We start from the raw sequence: 19,269 nt of genomic DNA on the forward strand, positions 1-19,269 counted from the left end.
AGCCAGTGGCCATCGTGTTGAAAGAGGGCCGCATTCTATGCAGCCGATGCATGAAATTAAAGGCTTTTTGGCTCTGTTCAGCCGCGAGTAGTCAGGAAAAACGGCTACGAATAGCAGGCCAAATCGCTATAATGTGCCACCTGATTTGGTCGTTTTCGATATTGGATAGTCAATTGAGTAATAAAATGCGTATTGGCGGCTCTCTCGAGCAATCTTTGAACAAGGGCTATCGCCTGGACCTGAAAGGGGTCATCCAGGAAGGATGGCAACAGACCCGCCGTACCGGATTTGGCCTGCTGCTGGCGATTGTCGGTGTCACGGCGATCTGGATCCTGCTCAGCAATATGTTGCTGGTGCCCTATCTGGGTGACGATGACCAGATGAATGTAGCCATGGTATTGAGTCTGTTGATCACCGTGGTGATGGCGCCCATGACCAGCTCCCTCGATATGCTGGGGTTGCAACAGTCGGTCGGCGTGCGCGCCCGGGCAAACCAGGTGTTCGACTTCTTCCGTCATTTTGTGCGCCTTGGCATGCTGAGCCTGCTGGGCAGTCTGCTTACCAGCCTGTTTGGCCCGCTGTTCGATCTGGTGGGGTTGCCTCCCATGCTGGCATTTATTCCCTCGGTCTTGATCGGTATGGGGCTGCTGTTTACCGTGCCGCTGGTGCTGGAGCGTGGCTTGACGCCGCCCCAGGCCATTCTGGTCTCCTTCAAGCTCTTTGTGCGCGGCTGGCCCAGCATAGTGCTGTTCCATGGCGTGATGGCTGCGCTGTTCTTTGTGGCCCTGATCCCCATGGGATTGGGTCTTATCTGGGTGGCACCGCTCTACTTCAACTGCAAGGGGATCCTCTATCGGGATCTCTGCGGGGTGGGGGTAGAGGTCAGCGAGGTGACAGAAGGCCCAAACCATTTCAATGCATGATGCAAAAGGACGTTGAATGACCCGTCGATATGGAGTGACCCAAGTCTTGCGCCAGAGCCTGCTTGCCAGTCTCTTGCTGCCAGGGCTGGCGATGGCTGAGCCGGTGCTGGATCTGCAATACAGTACCTTTTACAGCCAGATGAAAACCTTTGCCAAAGGGGAGTTTGGTCACGCCAGACTGGGGTTTTATCTGACCGATCCGCAAAATGGTCAGCGTTGCGGCTTGGCCGCTGCGCGGGTATCGACGCAGGACAAGGAGGTCGCGGCCGAGGTGACGGTAGACAACGAACTGCGACTACCGTTCGACGATGATCTCAACCTCGACAAAGGGATGGTGCAGGTCACGCTCAAAGAACCACACGCCAGCTGCGATATGGCGGTACAGGTGATGGCCGATGCGCCGAGCGGGCCCGAGCTGCCCTTGGCTGAGCTTGCGGCTCGTCAGCAGCAGATGCAATCGCTGCTCGACAAAATGGCGGGCATGGTCGGCAAACACTTCCTGCCAAAGATGGAAGGAGTGCGGATTACCCTGGTGGAGCAGAGCGGCACCGCTTATCTGATTGATGACGCCCGTCAGGAGGTGCTGCCCTGGCAGGAGGGACACCTGCTGCTGAGCAATAAGCAGCTGGCTGCGTTTGCCGCCGGGCAACTGCGTTTGCAGGGAGACGTGCTGCGGTTGACCCCCTGGCTGCACAAGGGGTGAGGCCGGTGGCGCGGTTACCTCAGTGACCGGCAGATTCAAGAAAGCAAAAAGGAGCGATCATCGCTCCTTTTTATTGCGTGGCGTTTGCCATGTGACTGCGGCTTAGCGCACTTCAATCACATCCAGCATGTCCATCTCGTCGATGTCCAGCAGCGGGGCTTTTGGCATCTCGGGCGGATCAAACGCCTTGTCGCCGCCATCGATGATGCCGGAGTCGCGGTTGATGCTCTTGAAGTCAAACAGCTTGTGATCGAGCAGGTGGCTCGGGATCACGTCCTGAATGGCGGTGAACATGGTTTCGATACGACCGGGGAAGCGGCGATCCCAATCCTGCATCATCTGCTTGATGGCCTGACGTTGCAGGTTCTCCTGCGAGCCGCACAGGTTGCACGGGATGATGGGGAAGGCTTTGACCTCGGCATAGCGAACCAGATCTTTCTCTTTGCAGTAGGCCAGTGGGCGGATCACCACATTCTTGCCATCGTCACTCACCAGTTTGGGCGGCATGGACTTGAGCTTGCCACCGTAGAACATGTTGAGGAACAGGGTCTCGAGGATGTCGTCGCGGTGGTGGCCAAGGGCAATCTTGGTGCAACCCAGCTCCTGGGCGGTGCGGTAGAGAATACCACGGCGCAGTCGTGAGCAGAGGGAGCAGGTGGTTTTGCCTTCCGGTACCTTCTCCTTGACGATGGAGTAGGTATCTTCCTCGACAATTTTGTACTCGATGCCGAGTGAAGCGAGGTATTCAGGCAGCACATGCTCGGGGAAACCGGGCTGTTTCTGATCCAGGTTGACGGCAACCAGATCGAAATGGATGGGGGCGCTGGCTTTGAGGCTCATCAGTATGTCGAGCATACCGAAGCTGTCCTTGCCGCCGGAGAGGCAGACCATGACCTTGTCGCCCTCTTCAATCATGTTGAAGTCGGCAATGGCCTGACCCACGTTGCGCCGCAGGCGCTTCTGCAGTTTGTTAAAACTGTATTTTTCTTTGGCGTTCAGCTCTTCTAGCATGCTCGTAAAACCCGGGACACAAATAAGCGCGTTATTATAGCCATGTCCCGGGGGAGGGCAAGGTGCCAGGCACCTTATGATTGATTGCGACGACTGTCGACCGGGCAGCTGTAGTCGGCCGGTTTGAGGATCAGGATGTCGCAGGAGAGGCGATCAATCACATGTTCGGCGGTATTGCCGAGCAAGGCGGCTGACAGGCCGGTGCGCCCGACGCAGCCCATGATCATCAGGGTCGCCTTGAGCTCTTCGGCCATATCCGGCAATACCTCTTCCGGTAGCCCTTCTGCTACCCGGGTCCAGAGATGACCAATCCCGAATTTGTCGGCATGGTTCAGCAGCAGACTTTCGTGATGTTTGCGGATTGCCTCGTTATAGGCATTGGGGTCAAACTCCGGCAGCTCGATGGCCACGTTGACCGGGGTGCCCGGGTAGGTGTTGATCAGATAGAGGTTGGAGCCCAGCAGCTCGGCGATATCGCTCCCTTCCTGGGTGATCCGCTCGTTGAGCAGTTTCTGATCCGGATCGTCGCTTGAGCAGTTGATGGCGGCGATGATGTTGCCACCCCGTTGCCAGTGACCCTCCTTGACCAGCAGGACAGGGCAGGGGCATTTGCGCAGCAGATGCCAGTCGGTGGGGGTAAAGATGAAGGTTTGCAGGAAGCTGTGATGGTGGGTGGCCTTGACCACCAGATCGTGGTGCTGCTCCAGTACTTCCTGGATCACGCATTCGAACGGGCGATTGTGCCAGATCACCTTCACCTCGCACTCGATCCCCTGCGCCCGATAGGGGGTCAGGATCTCGTCCAGCCACTCACGTCGCTGTGAAATGACACCATCACGCATCTCTTGCCGCTCGTCCACCGAGAGCATGGCAGTCATTTCATACGAGAAGTCATAGATGGTGAGCAGCAGGGTCAGATGGGCGTTTTCGTCCAGCTCGGCGACTTTGACTGCCCGTTCGAGGGCGATTTGACGCTCCTCTTCTGGATTGATAACCACCAGAATATTCTGATATTTGACCATCTTCTCCTCCTTGGAAAAGTCCAATGACGGCAGAATCTTAGCTATTACAGCTTAGCTCAGGAGGAGGGTATCTGGAACGTACCGGATCACATTCCAGAGGAAAGGACCCGGCAGGGAAGGCAGGATAAAGGCAGAATTGTAAGAGAAAAATCAGCCGCAGGGTGGGCGAGTAGCACCGGCCATCATGCCCAGCGCGACCTGGTCCAGCACGGTAATGTATTTGCCTTTGACGCTGATGAGACCGGACTTCTGGAAGCGACCAAGCAGACGGCTGATGGTCTCGACGGTGAGCCCCAGATAGTTGCCGATGTCACCACGGGTCATTGCCAGACGGAACTCTTTGGCAGAGAAGCCGCGCTCGGAGAAGCGTACCGACAGATTGTGCAGGAAAGCGGCGAGGCGCTCTTCGGCATTCTTCTTGGAGAGCAACAGGATCATCTCCTGATCGCCCATGATTTCGTTACTCATCAGCCGCATGATCTGCTGACGTAACTTGGGCATTTTACCAGAGAGATCGTCGAGTACTTCAAACGGGATTTCGCACACCATGGCGGTTTCCAGCGCCTGGGCGAAGGAGGGATGTGCCTGTTTGTGGATGGCATCAAAGCCCACCAGATCACCTGCCAAGTGGAACGCGGTGATCTGCTCGTCCCCTTGTTCGGTGATGGTGTAGGACTTGATGGTCCCGGAACGGATGGCATAGAGCGATTTGAACTCGTCACCCGCCTTGAACAGCTCTTCACCCTTCTGGATCGGCTTCTTGCGCTCAATGATGCTGTCCAGCTGATCAAGCTCATTGTCGTTCAGGGTGAAGGGGATACAGAGCTGACTGATACTGCAATCCTGGCAATGAATTGCACAGCCACCGCTCTGGATACGTCTGCCAGGTTTCTTTTCCGGGATCATAGGCTCATACGAATAATTGATTTATATCAAACAAGTTTACCATCAACTCATCCGTTTTGGATAGGGTTTCAAAAGGACGCAATGCCAATCCATAGGGTATGCACCCCGAACAAAATCAGCAGCAGGGCACCACCAAGGCGCAAACTGCGCAGGGTGAGCCAGTATCTGAGGCGATCGGCGAGCCCCCCCAAGGCGAACAAGGTGGGCAGGGTGCCAAGGCCAAAAAAGAGCATGATCAGTGCTCCACCACTGGCCGAACCGGCCGCCGCACTCCAGGTCAGCATGGAGTAGACCAGTCCGCAGGGAAGCCAGCCCCACACCATGCCAAAGGGTAATGCCTGCAGCGGTGAAGTGAAGGGAAGAAACTTGCCTGCCAGCGGTTTGATATGGGGCCAGAGCTTGGCACCGAGCCGCTCCAGCAGCAGGATCCCCTGCCACCAGCCCGCCAGATAGAGACCGAGGGCGATCATCAGCAGCGCCGCCACGAGGCGCAACCCGACGATGGCATGTTTGCCAGCGCCCAGCTCGCTTGTGGTGGCGAGTAGCCCACCCACCAGTGCACCGGCAATCACATAACTCAGGATTCGGCCGAGGTTGTAGTTGAGCAGATAGGCGAGTCGCCCCCAGAAGTGCTGCTTGTTTGCCGGGATTGCCATAGCAAGGGCGGCAGAGACGCCACCGCACATGCCAATACAGTGGGTAGATCCTGCGAGTCCGACCAGCAGGGCACCAAACAGATCAAGGTTGTTTGTCATCGTCGGCAGGTTTGGCTGGTTTGGAGAGGGGCAAGTCTTCATCAAACAGGATATTGGAGCCCTGTCGGTCGAGATCTTCAAATTGCTCGGAGCGAATGGCCCAGAAAAAGACCGCTCCGGCGATGATGACGAAGAGAATGGCGATGGGGATCAAGACAAAAATTATGTTCATGAGAAGTACCTTGGCATTCATCCGTGGCATGCGTCCCCCATGGTAACCCCGCTCGGGGGGAGGGCCAGCCGCTATCGGTCAAAAGTGTGGCCTGCATCGGAGGCAGGCCACATTTTCAGCTATTTTTCGTTACTGTCCTCATCGGTTCAGACGCATCGAGTTGGTTACCACGATGAGTGAACTGAGCGACATGCCTGCAGCTGCCAGATAGGGCGGCAGCCAGCCACAGGCCGCCAGCGGCAGTACCAGCAGGTTGTAGCCGATGGACCAGGCGAAGTTTTCGATGATGATCTTGCGAGTGCGCAGTGCCAGCGCTCTGGCATCGAGCAGACGGCCCAGATCATCGGCCAGCAGAATGGCGTCGGCGCTGTTCTTGGCAAGGTCAGTACCGCCAGCCATGGCAAAGGAGGCGTGTGCGCCGGCCAGCACAGGGGCATCGTTGATGCCATCGCCCACCATGATGCTGATTTCACCCTCTGCTTCCCGGGCTTTGAGATAAGCCAGCTTGCCATCGGGTGATACCCCCTTGACCAGCTCATCCACACCAAGCTCGCGGGCAATCTCGTCGGCTTGCCGGGAGCTGTCACCGGTCAGGATGGTCGTGTACAGACCGGCAGTCTTGAAGGCCTCGATCAGACCTTTGGCATCGGGGCGTAAGGTATCATCGAGCTCGAAGCGGGCAAGCAGCTGCTGCTCGTTGGCAAGATAAATGGCAAGGCCCTGCGGCAAGCTATTGTCACCATTGAAGCCCAGCCAGCTTGCGCTACCGATACGATAGCGTACTCCTTCCACCAGCCCGGTGATGCCGTGACCGATGACTGGTGTGATCTCGCTGGCCTGCGGCAACGAAACCGCCTCGTCGGCTGGCAACCGGAAGGCGCGGGCGATGGGATGCTCGGACTGAGCCTCCAGCGCCTGAGCGATCCCCAAGCAGCGGTCGGCATCGAGCGTGCCCAGCACAGTGGTGGCGCACAGGCGGATCTCACCGGTGGTGAGGGTGCCTGTCTTATCCATCACGATGCGGTTGGCCTTGGTCAATATGTCCAGCACATGACCGCGGCGCAGCAGTATACCGTTGCGAGTCAGATTGGCGGTTGCCGAGGTCAGCGCGGTTGGAGTCGCGAGCGACAGGGCGCAGGGGCAGGTAGCCACCAGCACGGCCAGGGTGATCCAGAACGCTTGATCTGGCTGATGAAAGTGCCAGAAGGTCCAGACGCCAGCAGCAATCAGCAGCAGTATCAGAATGAAGTGGCGTGACAGTTGATCCGCCATTTGGGCGATGGCCGGTTTGTCATCGAGGGCGTGATCCTGCAGCCGCATGATCTGGGATATGCGTGACTCTTCGATGCGGTGGGTTACCCGGATCTGCAGCGGCGCATCGGTGTTGATGGTGCCGGCATAGACCAGATCGCCCCGCTGTTTGAACAGCGGCAACTGCTCGCCAGTCAGCATCGCTTCGTTGAGGCTTGCTTCTCCCGCCACGATGACGCCATCTGCAGGCAGCGTCGCGCCTGCCAGCACCCGCACCCGATCACCGACCTGCAGGGTCTTGGCTGCCACTTCGCGTTCGCCATCCTGATCGATCAGCGTCGCCATGATGGGCACCAGTCGTGCCAGGTTGGAGCTCGACTCCGATGCCTTGCGCCGGGCCCGCAATTCGAGAAAGCGCCCCAGCAACAGGAAGAAGACGAACATGGTGATGGAGTCGTAGTAGACCTCACCGGTATTGAACACGGTGGCCCACATGGAGGCGATAAACGCCCCGATCAGTGCCAGCGATACCGAGACATCCATCGAGAGATGCCCCTGCTTCAGGCTGCGCCAGGCGTTGATATAAAAGGGTTGGGCCGAGTAGATCATGATAGGGGTGGAGAGCAGCAGGCTTATCCACTTGAAGTAGACCATGAACTCGTCTTCGACGCTGATAAAGAGGTCCATATAGAGCGCCACTGCGCACATCATTACCTGCATCGACCCCAACCCCGCCAGTGCCAGCCGGAACATATAGCTGCGCACCTCTTTGGCGTAGAGAGCCTCCTGCTGATGAGTCTGGAAGGGGTAGGCGCGATAGCCAATCTTGGCAAAGCCCTTGAGAATGTCGCTCAAAGAGAGCTGGGCCGGATCCCACTTGATGCGGGCGCGATGGGTAGTGGTGTTGACGTTGATGTAGCGCAGGCCGCTTAACGTCATCAGGTGGCGTTCGATAAGCCATGCGCAGGCTGCGCAGGTCAGCCCCTCTACGGTGAGCTGGATCTCCCGCACGTTGCCGCTGTCGGTGACAAACTCCTGCTGCACTTCCGCCAGATCGTAATGGGTAAGGGCGGCGAGCTCCTCGGGTACCAGCTCCCCCTTGATGCCTGGTGCGGTGCGGTGATCGTAATAGCTGGCAAGGCCGCACTCCATGATGGTCTCAGCCACGGCCTGACAACCTGGGCAGCACATGGGCCTGACGATCCCCTTTATCTCGAGGGAATAGTCGCTATTGGCGGGAACCGGATCGCCACAGTGAAAACAGCCGGTCATGACCTAGCGTCCTTTCGGATCGAGTTCGACAGGCGTCCGGGTGGGCAGTTGTACCGTCTCTTGCAGGCGCCACTCATGGTTGAACGCATCCACCCGAATGTGCCATTTGCCAGTGAGGGGTTTATCGAAATGGAGACGATAGGTGCCGCTCGCATCGGCGGTGATCATGTGTTCGCTGTCCTGACCGGCCAAGGTCGGGTGGAACAGCGAGAGATAGAGGGCTTGCCCGGCGGGAATATCGCCGCTGATGGGCTTGAGGGTCAGCTCGTTGCCGTCAACCTCCAGCCCAAAGCGGATATTGAGCGCTTCGGAGCGATCAAATTTACTCAAGTCCTGATTGATCTCTTTCCCTTGTTTGTAATAGTCCTCGGCCACCAGATTGACCCCATCCTTGCTGGCAAGAATGGCGGTGGAGATGCTGCCGATAACGGCGGCGGCGGGGAGGGCGATGATAAACCAGGGCCAGAATTGGCGATACCACGGTTTAAATACTGGTTGGGTCATGATGCTACTGCCGTGAAACGAATGATTAACGAGGAAAGTGGTTTTTATGCACCACAAGATAACAAAAAGCCTCGAGGAGTCGAGGCTTTTTGCTGTGTAATCACGTGTTTATCACATGTTACGACATTATATGACTGACCTTTATTTCGCAGGCTGATGAGACAGGCTGTAAACGTAGGAGGCCAGCAGGTGCACTTTGTCCTCGCCCAGGATGTCTTTCCAGGCTGGCATCACACCGTGGCGACCGTGAGTAATGGTCTGTACCACCACTTCGCGTGAGCCGCCGTAGAGCCAGGTGTTGTTGGTGAGATCTGGTGCACCGAAGGCGATGCCGCCCTTGGCATCGGGACCGTGGCAGGCCGCACAGATGGTGAAGCGAGCTTCCCCCTTCTTGGCCTCGACCAAGTCAACTTTGCGACCAGAGAGACTCAGCACATAGGAAGCCACTTCTTGCACTCCGTCTTTGCCCAGAATCTCACCCCAAGCCGCCATGATCCCCTGACGACCGCCCATGATGGTGGTCTTGATTTGATCGGGCTGGCCGCCCCATTGCCATTCGCTGTCGGTCAGGTTCGGGAAACCGCGCCCGCCGCGGGCATCAGAGCCATGGCACTGGGAGCAGTTCTGCAGGAACAGACGCTGACCCACTTTCAGGGCTTCCGGATCCTTGGCGATTTCGGTGATGGCGCGATAGGTCTTGCCATCCGCTTCATAGGTCAGTTCACGGAACTTGGCGCCATAGATCTCGTCAGCCTTGGCGACCTCACGGTCGTATTCCACGGCGCGACCTTCAGCCTTGGCTGATTCGGTGGCAGCTTTGGACTCGGCCAGCGAGCGCACATCCTGGTTGGAACTCTGCCAACCCAGCAGCCCTTTGAAGTTGCCAAGGCCCGGGAAGGCGACCAGATAGATCAGTCCGGTGACGATGAAGAAGAGGAACATGTAGGTCCACCACTTCGGCAACGGGTTGTTGATCTCCTCGATGCCATCGAAGGAGTGACCCATCGGCTTGCCTTCTTCAACGCCCATCTTGTCCTTGCGGCACCACATCAGCAGCAAGAAGCAGCCGAGAATGGTACCCAGGGTGATGACGGTTACGAAAATACTAAACAGAGTGCTCATTCTTGTTTCGCTCCTGCGTTCTTTTTATCAGCACCAGGTTGCTCATCATCGGCAAACACCAGATTGGCCGCCTCATCAAAAGAGGTCTTGCGGCGTTTGCTGTAGGCCCAGACGATGATGCCAATCATGATGGCCATCAACAGCAGGGTATACAGGCCGCGAAATGTGCCGTAATCCATCTTGAGACTCCTTATTTCAGGGCATGGCCCAGTGACTGGAGGTAAGCGATTAGTGCTTCCAGCTCGGTCTTGCCTTTGACCGCTTCCCCTGCACCCTGAATATCAGCATCGGTATAGGGCACGCCGAAGTGATCGCGGAACAACGCCAGCTTCTTGGCTGTCATCTCGCCGGTCAGCACGTTGGTGTCGAGCCAGGGATAGGCAGGCATGTTGGACTCTGGGACCACATCACGCGGGTTGATGAGGTGAGCATGGTGCCAGGCGTCGGAGTAACGACCACCGACACGGGCCAGGTCCGGACCAGTACGTTTGGAGCCCCACAGGAAGGGGTGTTCCCAGACGCTCTCGCCAGCGACCGAGTAGTGACCATAACGCTCGGTCTCGGCACGGAACGGACGGATCATCTGGCTGTGGCAGTTGGTGCAGCCTTCGCGAATGAAGATGTCGCGCCCTTCCATCTGCAGAGCGGTGTAGGGCTTGAGGCCCTCCACCGGCTCGGTGGTCTGCTTCTGGAAGAAGAGTGGGGTGATTTCAACCAGGCCCCCCAGGCTGATGGCGAAGATAATGGCCACCACCAGCAGAGGGACGTTCTTTTCAAGGATCTCGTGACGGTTATTGTTGCTCATGCTTAGACCTCTTCAATCATGCTGGCTGGGCGACAGGTTCCAGGGAACCTTTGGGCGCAGTGATGGTGCGATAGGCGTTGTAGGCCAACAGCAGCATGCCGGTGACGAAGAAGCAGCCACCCAGGAAGCGCACGAAGTAGAAGGGATAGGAGGCCTGCAGCGCTTCTACAAAGCTGTAGGTCAATGTGCCGTCTTCGTTGACTGCACGCCACATCAGGCCTTGCATCACGCCGGAAATCCACATGGCAACGATGTAAAGCACGGTACCCACGGTCGCCAGCCAGAAGTGGACGTTAATGAGCTTGATGCTGTACATGCGGCCCTGACCGAACAGGTTCGGGATCAGGTGGTAAACCGCACCGATGGAGACCATGGCTACCCAGCCCAGCGCGCCTGAGTGGACGTGACCTACAGTCCAGTCGGTGTAGTGGGAGAGGGCGTTGACGGTCTTGATCGCCATCATCGGTCCTTCGAAGGTCGACATGCCGTAGAACGACAGAGAAACGATCAGGAAGCGCAGGATGGGGTCATAACGCAGTTTGTGCCAGGCACCGGAAAGGGTCATGATGCCGTTGATCATGCCGCCCCAAGAGGGGACAAACAGGATCAGTGACATGACCATCCCGAGGGACTGGGCCCAGTCAGGCAGGGCGGTGTAGTGCAGGTGGTGCGGACCGGCCCAGATATAGAGGGAGATCAGCGCCCAGAAGTGCACGATGGAGAGGCGATAGGAGTAGACCGGACGACCTGCCTGTTTGGGCACGAAGTAGTACATCATCCCGAGGAAGCCTGCAGTCAGCAGGAAGCCTACCGCATTGTGGCCATACCACCACTGCACCATGGCATCCATGGCCCCTGAGTACATGGAGTAGGACTTCATGGGACTGAGCGGTACTTCCATGTTGTTGACGATGTGCAGCACGGCGACCGTGATGATAAAGGCGCCGAAGAACCAGTTCGCCACATAGATGTGGGAGGTGGTGCGTTTCATCAGGGTACCGAAGAAGACGATGGCATAGGCAACCCATACCACCGTGATGGCGAGGTCAATCGGCCACTCCAGCTCGGCATACTCCTTGGCTGAGGTATAACCCAGTGGCAGGGAGATAGCAGCGGAGAGGATGATGGCTTGCCAACCCCAGAAGACGAAGGTCGCGAGCGGACCACCAAACAACCTGGTTTGGCAGGTGCGCTGTACCACGTAGAATGAGGTTGCCATCAGCGCACTGACGCCGAAAGCAAAGATCACTGCGTTGGTATGGAGGGGCCGCAGACGACTGTAGGTCAGCCACGGAGTGTCGAAGTTGAGGGCAGGCCAGATTAACTGGGCTGCGATCAGTACGCCAACCGACATGCCGACAATTCCCCAGACAATCGTCATGACGGTAAACTGGCGAACAACGGTGTAGTTGTACTCAGGATGGTTAGTTGTATGGCTCATCGTTATATTCCGCTTCCGATGCTGCTGTTGTTTGGTTTTGTGTCCGGTGAACCGAACTGGCTCCATCAAGCCACCGCCGACCAGTTGTTAACATCTGTTAACGAAAGGAAAAGCAAAAGATGGCTAAATGAAAACTTCATGAGAATGATACTGAACTGACAGGTAAAATAACAGTATAAACAGTGATATATTTGGCTTCGCCAGCGCTCGTTTTGGCTGGTTTTTTACCTTGTTCGAGATCACAAAAAATATATTTTCTTTGCATCTAATCAGGGCTGTTTTAATGAAAGAGAAACTGACTGCGCGTAAAGTATTGCATCTCGCGCTGGTGTTGGTGGTATTGCTGGTTCTTGTTGCTTATCGCACCTGGTTTTCTGCAGCAAGCACCACAAAATCGGTGCAGATAAAAGATCAGATTTGTGATCTTTCCCACAACAGCTGTTCTTTGCAAATTGATGGCAAGCCTCTGACGGTGCTTATCCCCCAATTGCCTGTTCGTGCTGAACATGATTTTGTATTGCGGTTGGAGGGGGGGGATCCGGCGATCACTCCGGTGAAAGCCTGGCTGGAGGGGCGGGATATGTTTATGGGCACCATCCCGGTGAGTTTTGAACAAATAGCGGGTGGATGGCAAGGCTCCACTCTGGTCGGCAGTTGTACCTCTTCGATGATGGTCTGGTTGCTCAATATTGAATGGAGCAATGGCGTACACCAACAATTGGCGCTTTCCATAGCCCGTGAATAACGGCTCAACGGTGACCGCGTGGAAAAAAAGTTTGAAATTTCGCTGCCAGACGTTACCTTCCCTTCACTATCAGGGAGTGAAGTTCATTTAATCATGATTGAGAAAACACAATTCTATCGCACCCTCAATCAGCAGGCCAAGGCGCTGCTGGAGGGGGAAACTGACCTCATCGCCAATCTGGCCAATCTTTCCGCACTGCTTAATCAGGAGCTGGCCGAGATCAACTGGGTTGGCTTTTATCTGTTGCAAGGGGAAACCCTGGTGTTGGGGCCGTTCCAGGGCAAGCCTGCCTGTGTCCGGATCCCGGTTGGGCGCGGTGTGTGTGGTACTGCAGTTGCCGAAGGCAATACCCAACTGGTGGATGATGTGCATCAGTTTGCGGGACACATTGCCTGTGATGGGGCCAGCAATGCCGAAATCGTGATCCCGGTACGTCGTGATGGCAATATAATCGGGGTTCTTGATATCGACAGTCCGATTTTTAACCGTTTCGACCAACAAGACCGGATTGGCCTCGAAGAAACGGTGCAAATTTTGGAAAGCATGCTCTAAGTCATTGCTAGATGGTTCGCAAAAGGCCCCAAGCTCTCTATAATGGGGCCTTTGTTGTGCTCGGGACGTGCCCGTGCGTTTATATGAAAGCCAAGGTTATACATGGAAAACACTGAGAAGCTGAAGAACAGTAAAGAGATCGTTGCCTACCTGGTCGAGAAATTCCCGGCCTGCTTCGTTGCTGAAGGAGAGGCCAAGCCGCTCAAGATTGGCATCTTCCAGGATTTGGCCGAGCGTCTTGCTGACGATGCCAGAGTCTCCAAGACCATGCTGCGTTCCGCACTGCGTCAGTACACCTCCAGCTGGCGCTACCTGCATGGCCTCAAAGCTGGCCAGGCCCGTGTTGATCTGGACGGTAACCCGGGTGAACTGCTGACTGAAGAGCACATCGAGCACGCCAAACAAGCTCTGAAAGAGAGTAAAGAGCGCGTGTTTGCCAGCCGTCGCACCAATACCAAAGAGAAGGATGAAAAAGCCAAGAAGCCTCGTCGTCCTGCTCCCCGCAAAACCGAGAAGGCTGCTGATGCCGCTGCCAAGCCCAAGGCTGAAGCCAAGGCCGTGGTCGCTGAGGCTCCGCTGGTGAAGGTAGATGCTACTACGCTGAAAGTGGGCCAGAACGTGCGCGTCGTCATGGGTAAATTTCCGGTCGCAGCCACCATCAAGGAAGTGACCAAGGACGATGTACAGGTCCAGCTGCAGACCGGCATGATGGTGCGGGTCAAATCAGAGCACTTGGTTCTCTAAGGAGACAAATGTTGAAGCATGGCGTAATTCGTTTTTCCCTCGTTGCCTGTAGCCTGGCGCTTGCCGGGTTTGCACAGGCCATCGAGCCGGTGCTCAAGGAGAGTGATTTGCCTGTGTTGGCTCAAGAGAGCCAACATGCTACGGCCAGCAAGCGAATTACCAATCTGTTTACCCGCTCGCACTATAAACAGTTCAAGCTGGACGATGCTTTTTCTTCCGTGATCTTCGATAAGTATCTGGAGAATCTGGATTACAGCCGCAATCTGTTTTTGGCCTCTGATATCAGCCGTTTTGAAAAGTACCGTAACGGTTTTGACACCGACCTCGAAAGAGGCCGCCTGGCACCCGCCTACGAGATGTTCAACCTGAGTCAGCAGCGGCGTTATGAGCGGTACGAATACGCCCTCAAACTGCTCGATACTCCTTTCGATTTTACCCAGACCGACAACTATGTGTTTGATCGGGAAGGGGCGGCTTGGCCCAAAGATGAAGCAGAGCTCAATGAGCTGTGGCGTCAGCGGGTCAAGTTCGATGCCTTGAGCCTCAAGCTCAGCGGTAAGGAGTGGCCCGAGATCAAGGAGCTGCTTGGCAAGCGTTACAACAACGTCATCAAGCGGATGTCCCAGACCGAGAGCGAGGATGTGTTCCAGCTCTTCATGAACTCCTTTGCTCGTGCCATCGAACCGCACACCAGCTATCTCTCGCCGCGCAGTGCCGATCGCTTCAACACAGCGATGAACCTCTCGCTGGAGGGAATTGGCGCCGTGTTGCAGGCGGATGATGATTTTACCGTCATTCGTTCTCTGGTGCCGGGCGGCCCGGCGGCCAAATCCAACCACCTCAAGCCTGATGACAAGATCACCGGGGTTGGGCAGGAGGATGGCAAGATTGTCGATGTGATCGGCTGGCGTCTTGATGACGTGGTCGAGCTCATCAAAGGGCCAAAAGGCAGCAAGGTCAAGCTGGAGATCCAGCGCGGTAAAGGTGCAACAGCCAAAACCGAGCAGATCGAGCTGACTCGGGACAAGGTTCGTCTGGAAGATCAGGCCGCCAAGTCGAAAGTGATCACCGCCGAAGGCAAGAAGATTGGCGTCATCGAGATCCCGAGCTTCTATGTCAATCTGCATGACGATGTGATCAAGGAGCTCTCCAGCCTTAACAAGCAGAAGATCGATGGCCTCGTGATTGATCTGCGCGGCAACGGCGGCGGTGCGCTGACCGAAGCGTCTGCCTTGAGCGGCCTGTTCTTTGCCAGCGGTCCCGTGGTGCAAATTCGTGATCACATGGGCCGTATCACGGTCAATGGCGATGACGATGGCAACGTCTACTACGGCGGCCCCATGTCGGTGATGATCGACCGCTACAGCGCGTCGGCATCCGAGATCTTCGCTGCAGCCATGCAGGATTATGGCCGCGCCCTGATCCTGGGGGAAAACTCGTTCGGCAAGGGCACGGTGCAACAGCATCGCAGTCTCGCCAAAGTCTATGACTTCTACGAGCAGCCGTTGGGTCATGTGCAATACACCATCGCCAAGTTCTACCGGATCAACGGTGGCAGCACCCAGAACAAGGGGGTCGCGCCGGATATCAGCTTCCCGACACCGGTTGCGCCGGAAGATACGGGTGAGAGCCGCGAGTTCAACGCATTGCCGTGGGACAAGATTGCCTCGGCCAATTACGAGAAACTCGGCAACTTTGCCAGCCAGCTGCCCAAGTTGCAGACGGCTCACGATGCCCGGATTGCCAAGGATCCCGAGTTTGCTTATGTGATGCAGGACATTGCCGACTACAAGGAGGAGAAAGACAAGAAGTCGGTCTCCCTCAACGAGGCGGAGCGTGTTGCAGAACAGGCTAAACAGGATGAGAAAGCGCTCAAACGCACCAACGAGCGTCTGACACGTCTTGGCAAGCCAGCGGTGAAGAGTCTGGATGAACTGCCCGCTGATTTTGAAGCGCCCGACGAGTATCTCGTCGAGGCGGCCAATATCACGGCGGATCTGGCAAAAGTCAGCAAACGCAGCTGATCAGGCTACCAATAATGCACAAGGGCGACTCAGGTCGCCCTTTCTTTATTTGTTTTCAGGCGTATCTGCCGATATGCAAATTGTTTGACCCCGCCAGTTGGTTGTGACAGCCTCTTTCACGCCTTTAACATGCGTGGAAGCAGACAATAATGACCGATCACTCTCAGGCCATGCCGGCCAAATATCGCCAGGATTATCAGGCACCGCTCTACTGGATCGACACCATCGATCTCGATTTCCAGTTGCAGGAACCACAGACTCAAGTCACCGCCATTACCCGTATTCGTCGCAACGGTGAACATAATGCGCCACTGGTGCTGGATGGTGAGCAACTGACCCTCAAAAGCGTTGCCATTGATGGCATTCCCTGTGACCACCACGAGCAGGGCGAGAGCACCCTGACCATCTTCAATCTGCCAGCCGAGTGTGTGCTGACCATCGTTACCCTGCTGGATCCGGCTGCCAACACCGCGCTGGAAGGGCTCTACAAATCGGGTGATGCCTACTGCACCCAGTGTGAAGCTGAAGGGTTCCGCCGCATTACCTACTATCTGGATCGTCCCGACATTCTGGCGCGCTACAGCACCCGCATCACCGCCGACAAATCCCAGTTCCCTTTCCTGCTCTCCAACGGCAACAAGGTTGATAGCGGTGATCTGGGCGATGGTCGCCATTTCGTGCAGTGGCAGGATCCTTTCCCCAAGCCCAGCTACCTGTTTGCCCTGGTGGCTGGTGATTTCGATGTGGAACGCAATAACTACGTTACCAAAAGCGGTCGCAAGGTGGCCCTCGAGATCTTCGTCGATAAGGGCAACCTGGATCGTGCCGGTTTTGCCATGGAGAGCCTCATCAACTCCATGCGCTGGGACGAGCAACGTTTTGGTCTCGAGTATGACCTCGACATCTACATGATCGTCGCGGTGGACTTCTTCAACATGGGGGCTATGGAGAACAAGGGGCTGAATATCTTCAACTCCAAGTTCGTACTGGCCAACCCGGCAACCGCCACCGACAGCGACTACCACGGTATCGAGCGGGTGATCGGGCACGAATATTTCCACAACTGGACCGGCAACCGCGTCACCTGTCGCGACTGGTTCCAGCTCAGCCTGAAAGAGGGTCTGACGGTGTTTCGGGATCAGGAGTTCTCCTCCGATCTGGGTTCCCGTGGCGTCAACCGCATCGACAACGTACGCACCATGCGCGGACCACAGTTTGCCGAAGATGCGGGCCCGATGGCACATCCCATCCGTCCGGATGTGGTGATCGAGATGAACAACTTCTATACCCTGACCGTCTACGAGAAGGGCTCGGAAGTGATCCGCATGATGCACACCCTGCTGGGTGAAGCTGCCTTCCAGGCCGGTATGCGCCTCTACTTCGAGCGTCATGACGGCTCGGCGGCCACCTGCGATGACTTCGTGCAGGCAATGGAAGATGCCTCCGGGGTTGATCTTGGCCGTTTCCGCCGCTGGTATAGCCAATCCGGTACCCCCGAGCTGACGGTGACCGACGAGTACGATGCTGCGAGCGGCGTTTACCGTCTGCATGTGCGCCAGCACACTCCGCCGACTCAGGATCAGCCGCAAAAGCTGCCGCTGCACATTCCGTTCGATATCGAACTCTATGACGAGCAAGGTGCCGTCATCCCTCTGCAGTATCAGGGCAAGGCAATTGGCAACGTACTCGATGTACTGGAAGCTGAGCAGACCTTCGTGTTCGATCAGGTGTCGGCCAAACCGGTTCCTTCCCTGTTGCGGGACTTCTCCGCGCCGGTCAAGCTGCACTTTGATTACAGTGACGAAGCGCTCGCCTTCCTGATGCGTTTTGCCCGCAACGAGTTTGCCCGTTGGGATGCGGCGCAAATGCTGATCAACAAGGCGGTTATTGAAGGGGTTGCACGGGTGCAGCATGGGCAGGGGGTTGAGCTCTCCCGGACGCTGCTGGCTGCCTTTATCGCCATTCTGGAAGATGCCGAGCTCGATCCGGCGCTCAAAGCGGAGCTCCTGACCCTGCCGGGCGAAGCGACGCTGGCCGAGCTGTTCGAGGTGGCCGACATCGACGCCATCCATCAGGTGCGCAACGAGATCACCACCTCACTGGCACAGGCCTTTGGCGCGCAACTGCTGGCAACTTACGAGAGTCTCCACTTGCCGAGCTATCAAGTGGTGCATGCCGATATGGCCAAGCGTGCGCTCAAGAGTGTAGTGCTCGGCTATCTGGCAGCCCTCGATGCCGGCAGTGCCGATCAGCTGGTGCGCCAGCAATATGCCGCCGCCGACAACATGACCGACACTTTGGCCGCGTTGCAGGTGGCAAACCGCTATCTGCTGCCGTGTCGCTCCGAGCTCCTGGCCGCTTTCGAAGGCAAGTGGGCCAAGGATGGACTGGTGCTGGATAACTGGTTGCGCCTGGTTGGCAGCAAGCCAGCGGAGGATGTGCTGAGCGAGGTGCAGCAGGCGATGGCTCACCCGACCTTCAGTATTCGCAACCCGAACCGACTGCGGGCTCTGATCGGCAGCTTCGCCATGAACAATCAGGTGCAGTTCCATGCGGTTGATGGCAGCGGTTACCGCTTCCTGACCGATCTGCTGATCGAACTCAACGAGGTCAATCCGCAGGTAGCATCACGCCTCATTACCCCGCTTATTCAGTTCAAGCGACTGGATGAGGGGCGCAAGGCACTTATCCGCGCCGAACTGACCCGTCTGGCCAACCTTGAGGGATTGGCGCGGGATCTGTTCGAGAAAGTGAGCAAGGCGCTGCAGCAGTAAAACTGATGGGGCAGGGGAGTCGTTCTTCTGCCCCGTTTTTTGACCCTCTCCACTCGACCGCGAGGGAAACAAGAGATCTATAGGGAGTGAACGTGAAGCAATTTACCTTTCGGTTGTCACTGAGCAGTGACGAGGTGATGTTGATGTATCAGGGCCACGCCAGACGGCTGGTGGTACGCAGTGAGCAAGGGTTGACCCTTGAGCTTGGCATCGAGAAAATCCGGCCGTTCGTCACGATCAGTGGAGTACATGGCTACTTTCGTATCAAAACACAGGACGATTATCGCTTTATCAGTCTCGAACGCATAAATTAACAATAATTGAACAGATTACCGACTACTTACCTGTTTTTCGTTATTATCTATCCAAAAAATAGGCATAAAGGCAGTGGTAATTTCTGTTTTTTAGTCTGTAAACAAAATATCTCACAGTTTGAGCCGTGATCTGCACCTTGTTTTTAACATCCCATTAGCACCTTTTCTCGCCTTCCTTGATCCAAGCCATTACACTTCGCAACAACTCTGCACCAAGCGGGTAACCAGG

General features: G+C 56.3%; 20 protein-coding genes. 9 read left to right on the forward strand and 11 right to left on the reverse strand.

Annotated elements, in window-relative coordinates; translation table 11 throughout:
- Nucleotides 1-185: 185 nt before the first annotated feature.
- Together ACE1BR_RS14110 and ACE1BR_RS14115 are read left to right on the forward strand one after the other, a co-directional pair.
- Complete coding sequence (locus ACE1BR_RS14110) at nucleotides 186-923, forward strand: hypothetical protein (protein WP_374871737.1); 738 nt, start codon at nucleotides 186-188, stop codon at nucleotides 921-923.
- 16 nt (nucleotides 924-939) lie between these two features.
- Nucleotides 940-1,626, forward strand: a complete 687-nt coding sequence (locus ACE1BR_RS14115) for a DUF2987 domain-containing protein (RefSeq protein ID WP_374871286.1) — start codon at nucleotides 940-942, stop codon at nucleotides 1,624-1,626.
- Nucleotides 1,627-1,728: 102 nt separating this feature from the next.
- Here the strand turns inward: ACE1BR_RS14115 and ttcA are convergent, their stop codons facing one another.
- The 11 genes from ttcA to ccoN form a co-directional block, all read right to left on the reverse strand.
- Nucleotides 1,729-2,637, reverse strand: coding sequence for a tRNA 2-thiocytidine(32) synthetase TtcA (gene ttcA, locus ACE1BR_RS14120; protein ID WP_374871288.1), 909 nt, complete (start codon nucleotides 2,635-2,637; stop codon nucleotides 1,729-1,731).
- 74 nt (nucleotides 2,638-2,711) lie between these two features.
- Entirely contained in the window at nucleotides 2,712-3,659 is a 948-nt protein-coding gene (gene uspE / locus ACE1BR_RS14125; RefSeq protein WP_374871290.1) for a universal stress protein UspE, read from the reverse strand.
- A 150-nt stretch (nucleotides 3,660-3,809) separates the two neighbouring features.
- Complete coding sequence (locus tag ACE1BR_RS14130) at nucleotides 3,810-4,565, reverse strand: FNR family transcription factor (RefSeq protein ID WP_182925460.1); 756 nt, start codon at nucleotides 4,563-4,565, stop codon at nucleotides 3,810-3,812.
- 68 nt (nucleotides 4,566-4,633) lie between these two features.
- The gene (locus ACE1BR_RS14135; protein WP_374871292.1) at nucleotides 4,634-5,320 is read right to left on the reverse strand and encodes a sulfite exporter TauE/SafE family protein; all 687 of its coding nucleotides are present in this window, start codon (nucleotides 5,318-5,320) and stop codon (nucleotides 4,634-4,636) included.
- Complete coding sequence (gene ccoS, locus ACE1BR_RS14140) at nucleotides 5,304-5,492, reverse strand: cbb3-type cytochrome oxidase assembly protein CcoS (RefSeq protein ID WP_374871294.1); 189 nt, start codon at nucleotides 5,490-5,492, stop codon at nucleotides 5,304-5,306. Before ccoS ends, ACE1BR_RS14135 begins: the two co-directional genes overlap by 17 nt.
- A 138-nt stretch (nucleotides 5,493-5,630) precedes the next feature.
- Nucleotides 5,631-8,015, reverse strand: coding sequence for a heavy metal translocating P-type ATPase (locus ACE1BR_RS14145; protein WP_374871296.1), 2,385 nt, complete (start codon nucleotides 8,013-8,015; stop codon nucleotides 5,631-5,633).
- Between the two features lie 3 nt (nucleotides 8,016-8,018).
- Nucleotides 8,019-8,519, reverse strand: a complete 501-nt coding sequence (locus tag ACE1BR_RS14150) for a FixH family protein (protein WP_374871298.1) — start codon at nucleotides 8,517-8,519, stop codon at nucleotides 8,019-8,021.
- A gap of 141 nt (nucleotides 8,520-8,660) precedes the next feature.
- Nucleotides 8,661-9,641 carry a cytochrome-c oxidase, cbb3-type subunit III gene (ccoP, locus tag ACE1BR_RS14155; protein ID WP_374871300.1) on the reverse strand — a complete coding sequence of 327 codons (981 nt, stop codon included), beginning with the start codon at nucleotides 9,639-9,641 and terminating at the stop codon, nucleotides 8,661-8,663.
- A complete protein-coding gene (locus ACE1BR_RS14160) occupies nucleotides 9,638-9,820 on the reverse strand; it encodes a CcoQ/FixQ family Cbb3-type cytochrome c oxidase assembly chaperone (RefSeq protein ID WP_033136848.1) in 183 nt (60 codons plus the stop codon). Before ACE1BR_RS14160 ends, ccoP begins: the two co-directional genes overlap by 4 nt.
- A gap of 11 nt (nucleotides 9,821-9,831) precedes the next feature.
- Complete coding sequence (gene ccoO, locus ACE1BR_RS14165; RefSeq protein ID WP_374871303.1) at nucleotides 9,832-10,446, reverse strand: cytochrome-c oxidase, cbb3-type subunit II; 615 nt, start codon at nucleotides 10,444-10,446, stop codon at nucleotides 9,832-9,834.
- A 16-nt stretch (nucleotides 10,447-10,462) separates the two neighbouring features.
- The gene (gene ccoN / locus ACE1BR_RS14170) at nucleotides 10,463-11,887 is read right to left on the reverse strand and encodes a cytochrome-c oxidase, cbb3-type subunit I (RefSeq protein ID WP_374871305.1); all 1,425 of its coding nucleotides are present in this window, start codon (nucleotides 11,885-11,887) and stop codon (nucleotides 10,463-10,465) included.
- On the opposite strand from ccoN, the gene ACE1BR_RS14175 reads away from it, so the two are divergent.
- The 7 genes from ACE1BR_RS14175 to ACE1BR_RS14205 all read left to right on the forward strand — a co-directional run bounded on the left by ACE1BR_RS14175 (nucleotide 11,879) and on the right by ACE1BR_RS14205 (nucleotide 19,040).
- Nucleotides 11,879-12,046 (forward strand): hypothetical protein, encoded by a 168-nt coding sequence (locus ACE1BR_RS14175; protein WP_374871307.1) that lies wholly within the window; start codon nucleotides 11,879-11,881, stop codon nucleotides 12,044-12,046. The genes ccoN and ACE1BR_RS14175 overlap by 9 nt on opposite strands.
- Before the next feature lie 124 nt (nucleotides 12,047-12,170).
- A complete protein-coding gene (locus tag ACE1BR_RS14180) occupies nucleotides 12,171-12,632 on the forward strand; it encodes a hypothetical protein (RefSeq protein ID WP_374871309.1) in 462 nt (153 codons plus the stop codon).
- Between the two features lie 93 nt (nucleotides 12,633-12,725).
- Entirely contained in the window at nucleotides 12,726-13,184 is a 459-nt protein-coding gene (locus ACE1BR_RS14185; RefSeq protein WP_374871311.1) for a GAF domain-containing protein, read from the forward strand.
- A gap of 102 nt (nucleotides 13,185-13,286) precedes the next feature.
- On the forward strand, nucleotides 13,287-13,928 hold the full coding sequence (gene proQ / locus ACE1BR_RS14190; RefSeq protein ID WP_374871313.1) for an RNA chaperone ProQ: 642 nt from the start codon (nucleotides 13,287-13,289) through the stop codon (nucleotides 13,926-13,928).
- An 8-nt stretch (nucleotides 13,929-13,936) separates the two neighbouring features.
- Entirely contained in the window at nucleotides 13,937-15,952 is a 2,016-nt protein-coding gene (gene prc / locus ACE1BR_RS14195; RefSeq protein ID WP_374871315.1) for a carboxy terminal-processing peptidase, read from the forward strand.
- A gap of 149 nt (nucleotides 15,953-16,101) precedes the next feature.
- The gene (pepN, locus tag ACE1BR_RS14200; protein WP_374871317.1) at nucleotides 16,102-18,726 is read left to right on the forward strand and encodes an aminopeptidase N; all 2,625 of its coding nucleotides are present in this window, start codon (nucleotides 16,102-16,104) and stop codon (nucleotides 18,724-18,726) included.
- A 92-nt stretch (nucleotides 18,727-18,818) separates the two neighbouring features.
- Nucleotides 18,819-19,040, forward strand: coding sequence for a DUF2835 domain-containing protein (locus ACE1BR_RS14205; RefSeq protein ID WP_374871319.1), 222 nt, complete (start codon nucleotides 18,819-18,821; stop codon nucleotides 19,038-19,040).
- Nucleotides 19,041-19,269 lie beyond the last annotated feature (229 nt).

Origin of the sequence: Aeromonas sp. MdU4 (assembly GCF_041929505.1) — a bacterium.
Taxonomy (GTDB): domain Bacteria; phylum Pseudomonadota; class Gammaproteobacteria; order Enterobacterales; family Aeromonadaceae; genus Aeromonas.

What these genes read in the sequence shown, in the direction of transcription:
- ACE1BR_RS14110 (WP_374871737.1), top strand. Translation starts at nt 186, where the DNA reads ATGCGTATTGGCGGCTCTCTCGAGCAATCTTTGAACAAGGGCTATCGC.
- ACE1BR_RS14115 (WP_374871286.1), top strand. Translation starts at nt 940, where the DNA reads ATGACCCGTCGATATGGAGTGACCCAAGTCTTGCGCCAGAGCCTGCTT.
- ttcA (WP_374871288.1), bottom strand. Translation starts at nt 2,637, where the DNA reads ATGCTAGAAGAGCTGAACGCCAAAGAAAAATACAGTTTTAACAAACTG.
- uspE (WP_374871290.1), bottom strand. Translation starts at nt 3,659, where the DNA reads ATGGTCAAATATCAGAATATTCTGGTGGTTATCAATCCAGAAGAGGAG.
- ACE1BR_RS14130 (WP_182925460.1), bottom strand. Translation starts at nt 4,565, where the DNA reads ATGATCCCGGAAAAGAAACCTGGCAGACGTATCCAGAGCGGTGGCTGT.
- ACE1BR_RS14135 (WP_374871292.1), bottom strand. Translation starts at nt 5,320, where the DNA reads ATGACAAACAACCTTGATCTGTTTGGTGCCCTGCTGGTCGGACTCGCA.
- ccoS (WP_374871294.1), bottom strand. Translation starts at nt 5,492, where the DNA reads ATGAACATAATTTTTGTCTTGATCCCCATCGCCATTCTCTTCGTCATC.
- ACE1BR_RS14145 (WP_374871296.1), bottom strand. Translation starts at nt 8,015, where the DNA reads ATGACCGGCTGTTTTCACTGTGGCGATCCGGTTCCCGCCAATAGCGAC.
- ACE1BR_RS14150 (WP_374871298.1), bottom strand. Translation starts at nt 8,519, where the DNA reads ATGACCCAACCAGTATTTAAACCGTGGTATCGCCAATTCTGGCCCTGG.
- ccoP (WP_374871300.1), bottom strand. Translation starts at nt 9,641, where the DNA reads ATGAGCACTCTGTTTAGTATTTTCGTAACCGTCATCACCCTGGGTACC.
- ACE1BR_RS14160 (WP_033136848.1), bottom strand. Translation starts at nt 9,820, where the DNA reads ATGGATTACGGCACATTTCGCGGCCTGTATACCCTGCTGTTGATGGCC.
- ccoO (WP_374871303.1), bottom strand. Translation starts at nt 10,446, where the DNA reads ATGAGCAACAATAACCGTCACGAGATCCTTGAAAAGAACGTCCCTCTG.
- ACE1BR_RS14175 (WP_374871307.1), top strand. Translation starts at nt 11,879, where the DNA reads ATGGCTCATCGTTATATTCCGCTTCCGATGCTGCTGTTGTTTGGTTTT.
- ccoN (WP_374871305.1), bottom strand. Translation starts at nt 11,887, where the DNA reads ATGAGCCATACAACTAACCATCCTGAGTACAACTACACCGTTGTTCGC.
- ACE1BR_RS14180 (WP_374871309.1), top strand. Translation starts at nt 12,171, where the DNA reads ATGAAAGAGAAACTGACTGCGCGTAAAGTATTGCATCTCGCGCTGGTG.
- ACE1BR_RS14185 (WP_374871311.1), top strand. Translation starts at nt 12,726, where the DNA reads ATGATTGAGAAAACACAATTCTATCGCACCCTCAATCAGCAGGCCAAG.
- proQ (WP_374871313.1), top strand. Translation starts at nt 13,287, where the DNA reads ATGGAAAACACTGAGAAGCTGAAGAACAGTAAAGAGATCGTTGCCTAC.
- prc (WP_374871315.1), top strand. Translation starts at nt 13,937, where the DNA reads ATGTTGAAGCATGGCGTAATTCGTTTTTCCCTCGTTGCCTGTAGCCTG.
- pepN (WP_374871317.1), top strand. Translation starts at nt 16,102, where the DNA reads ATGACCGATCACTCTCAGGCCATGCCGGCCAAATATCGCCAGGATTAT.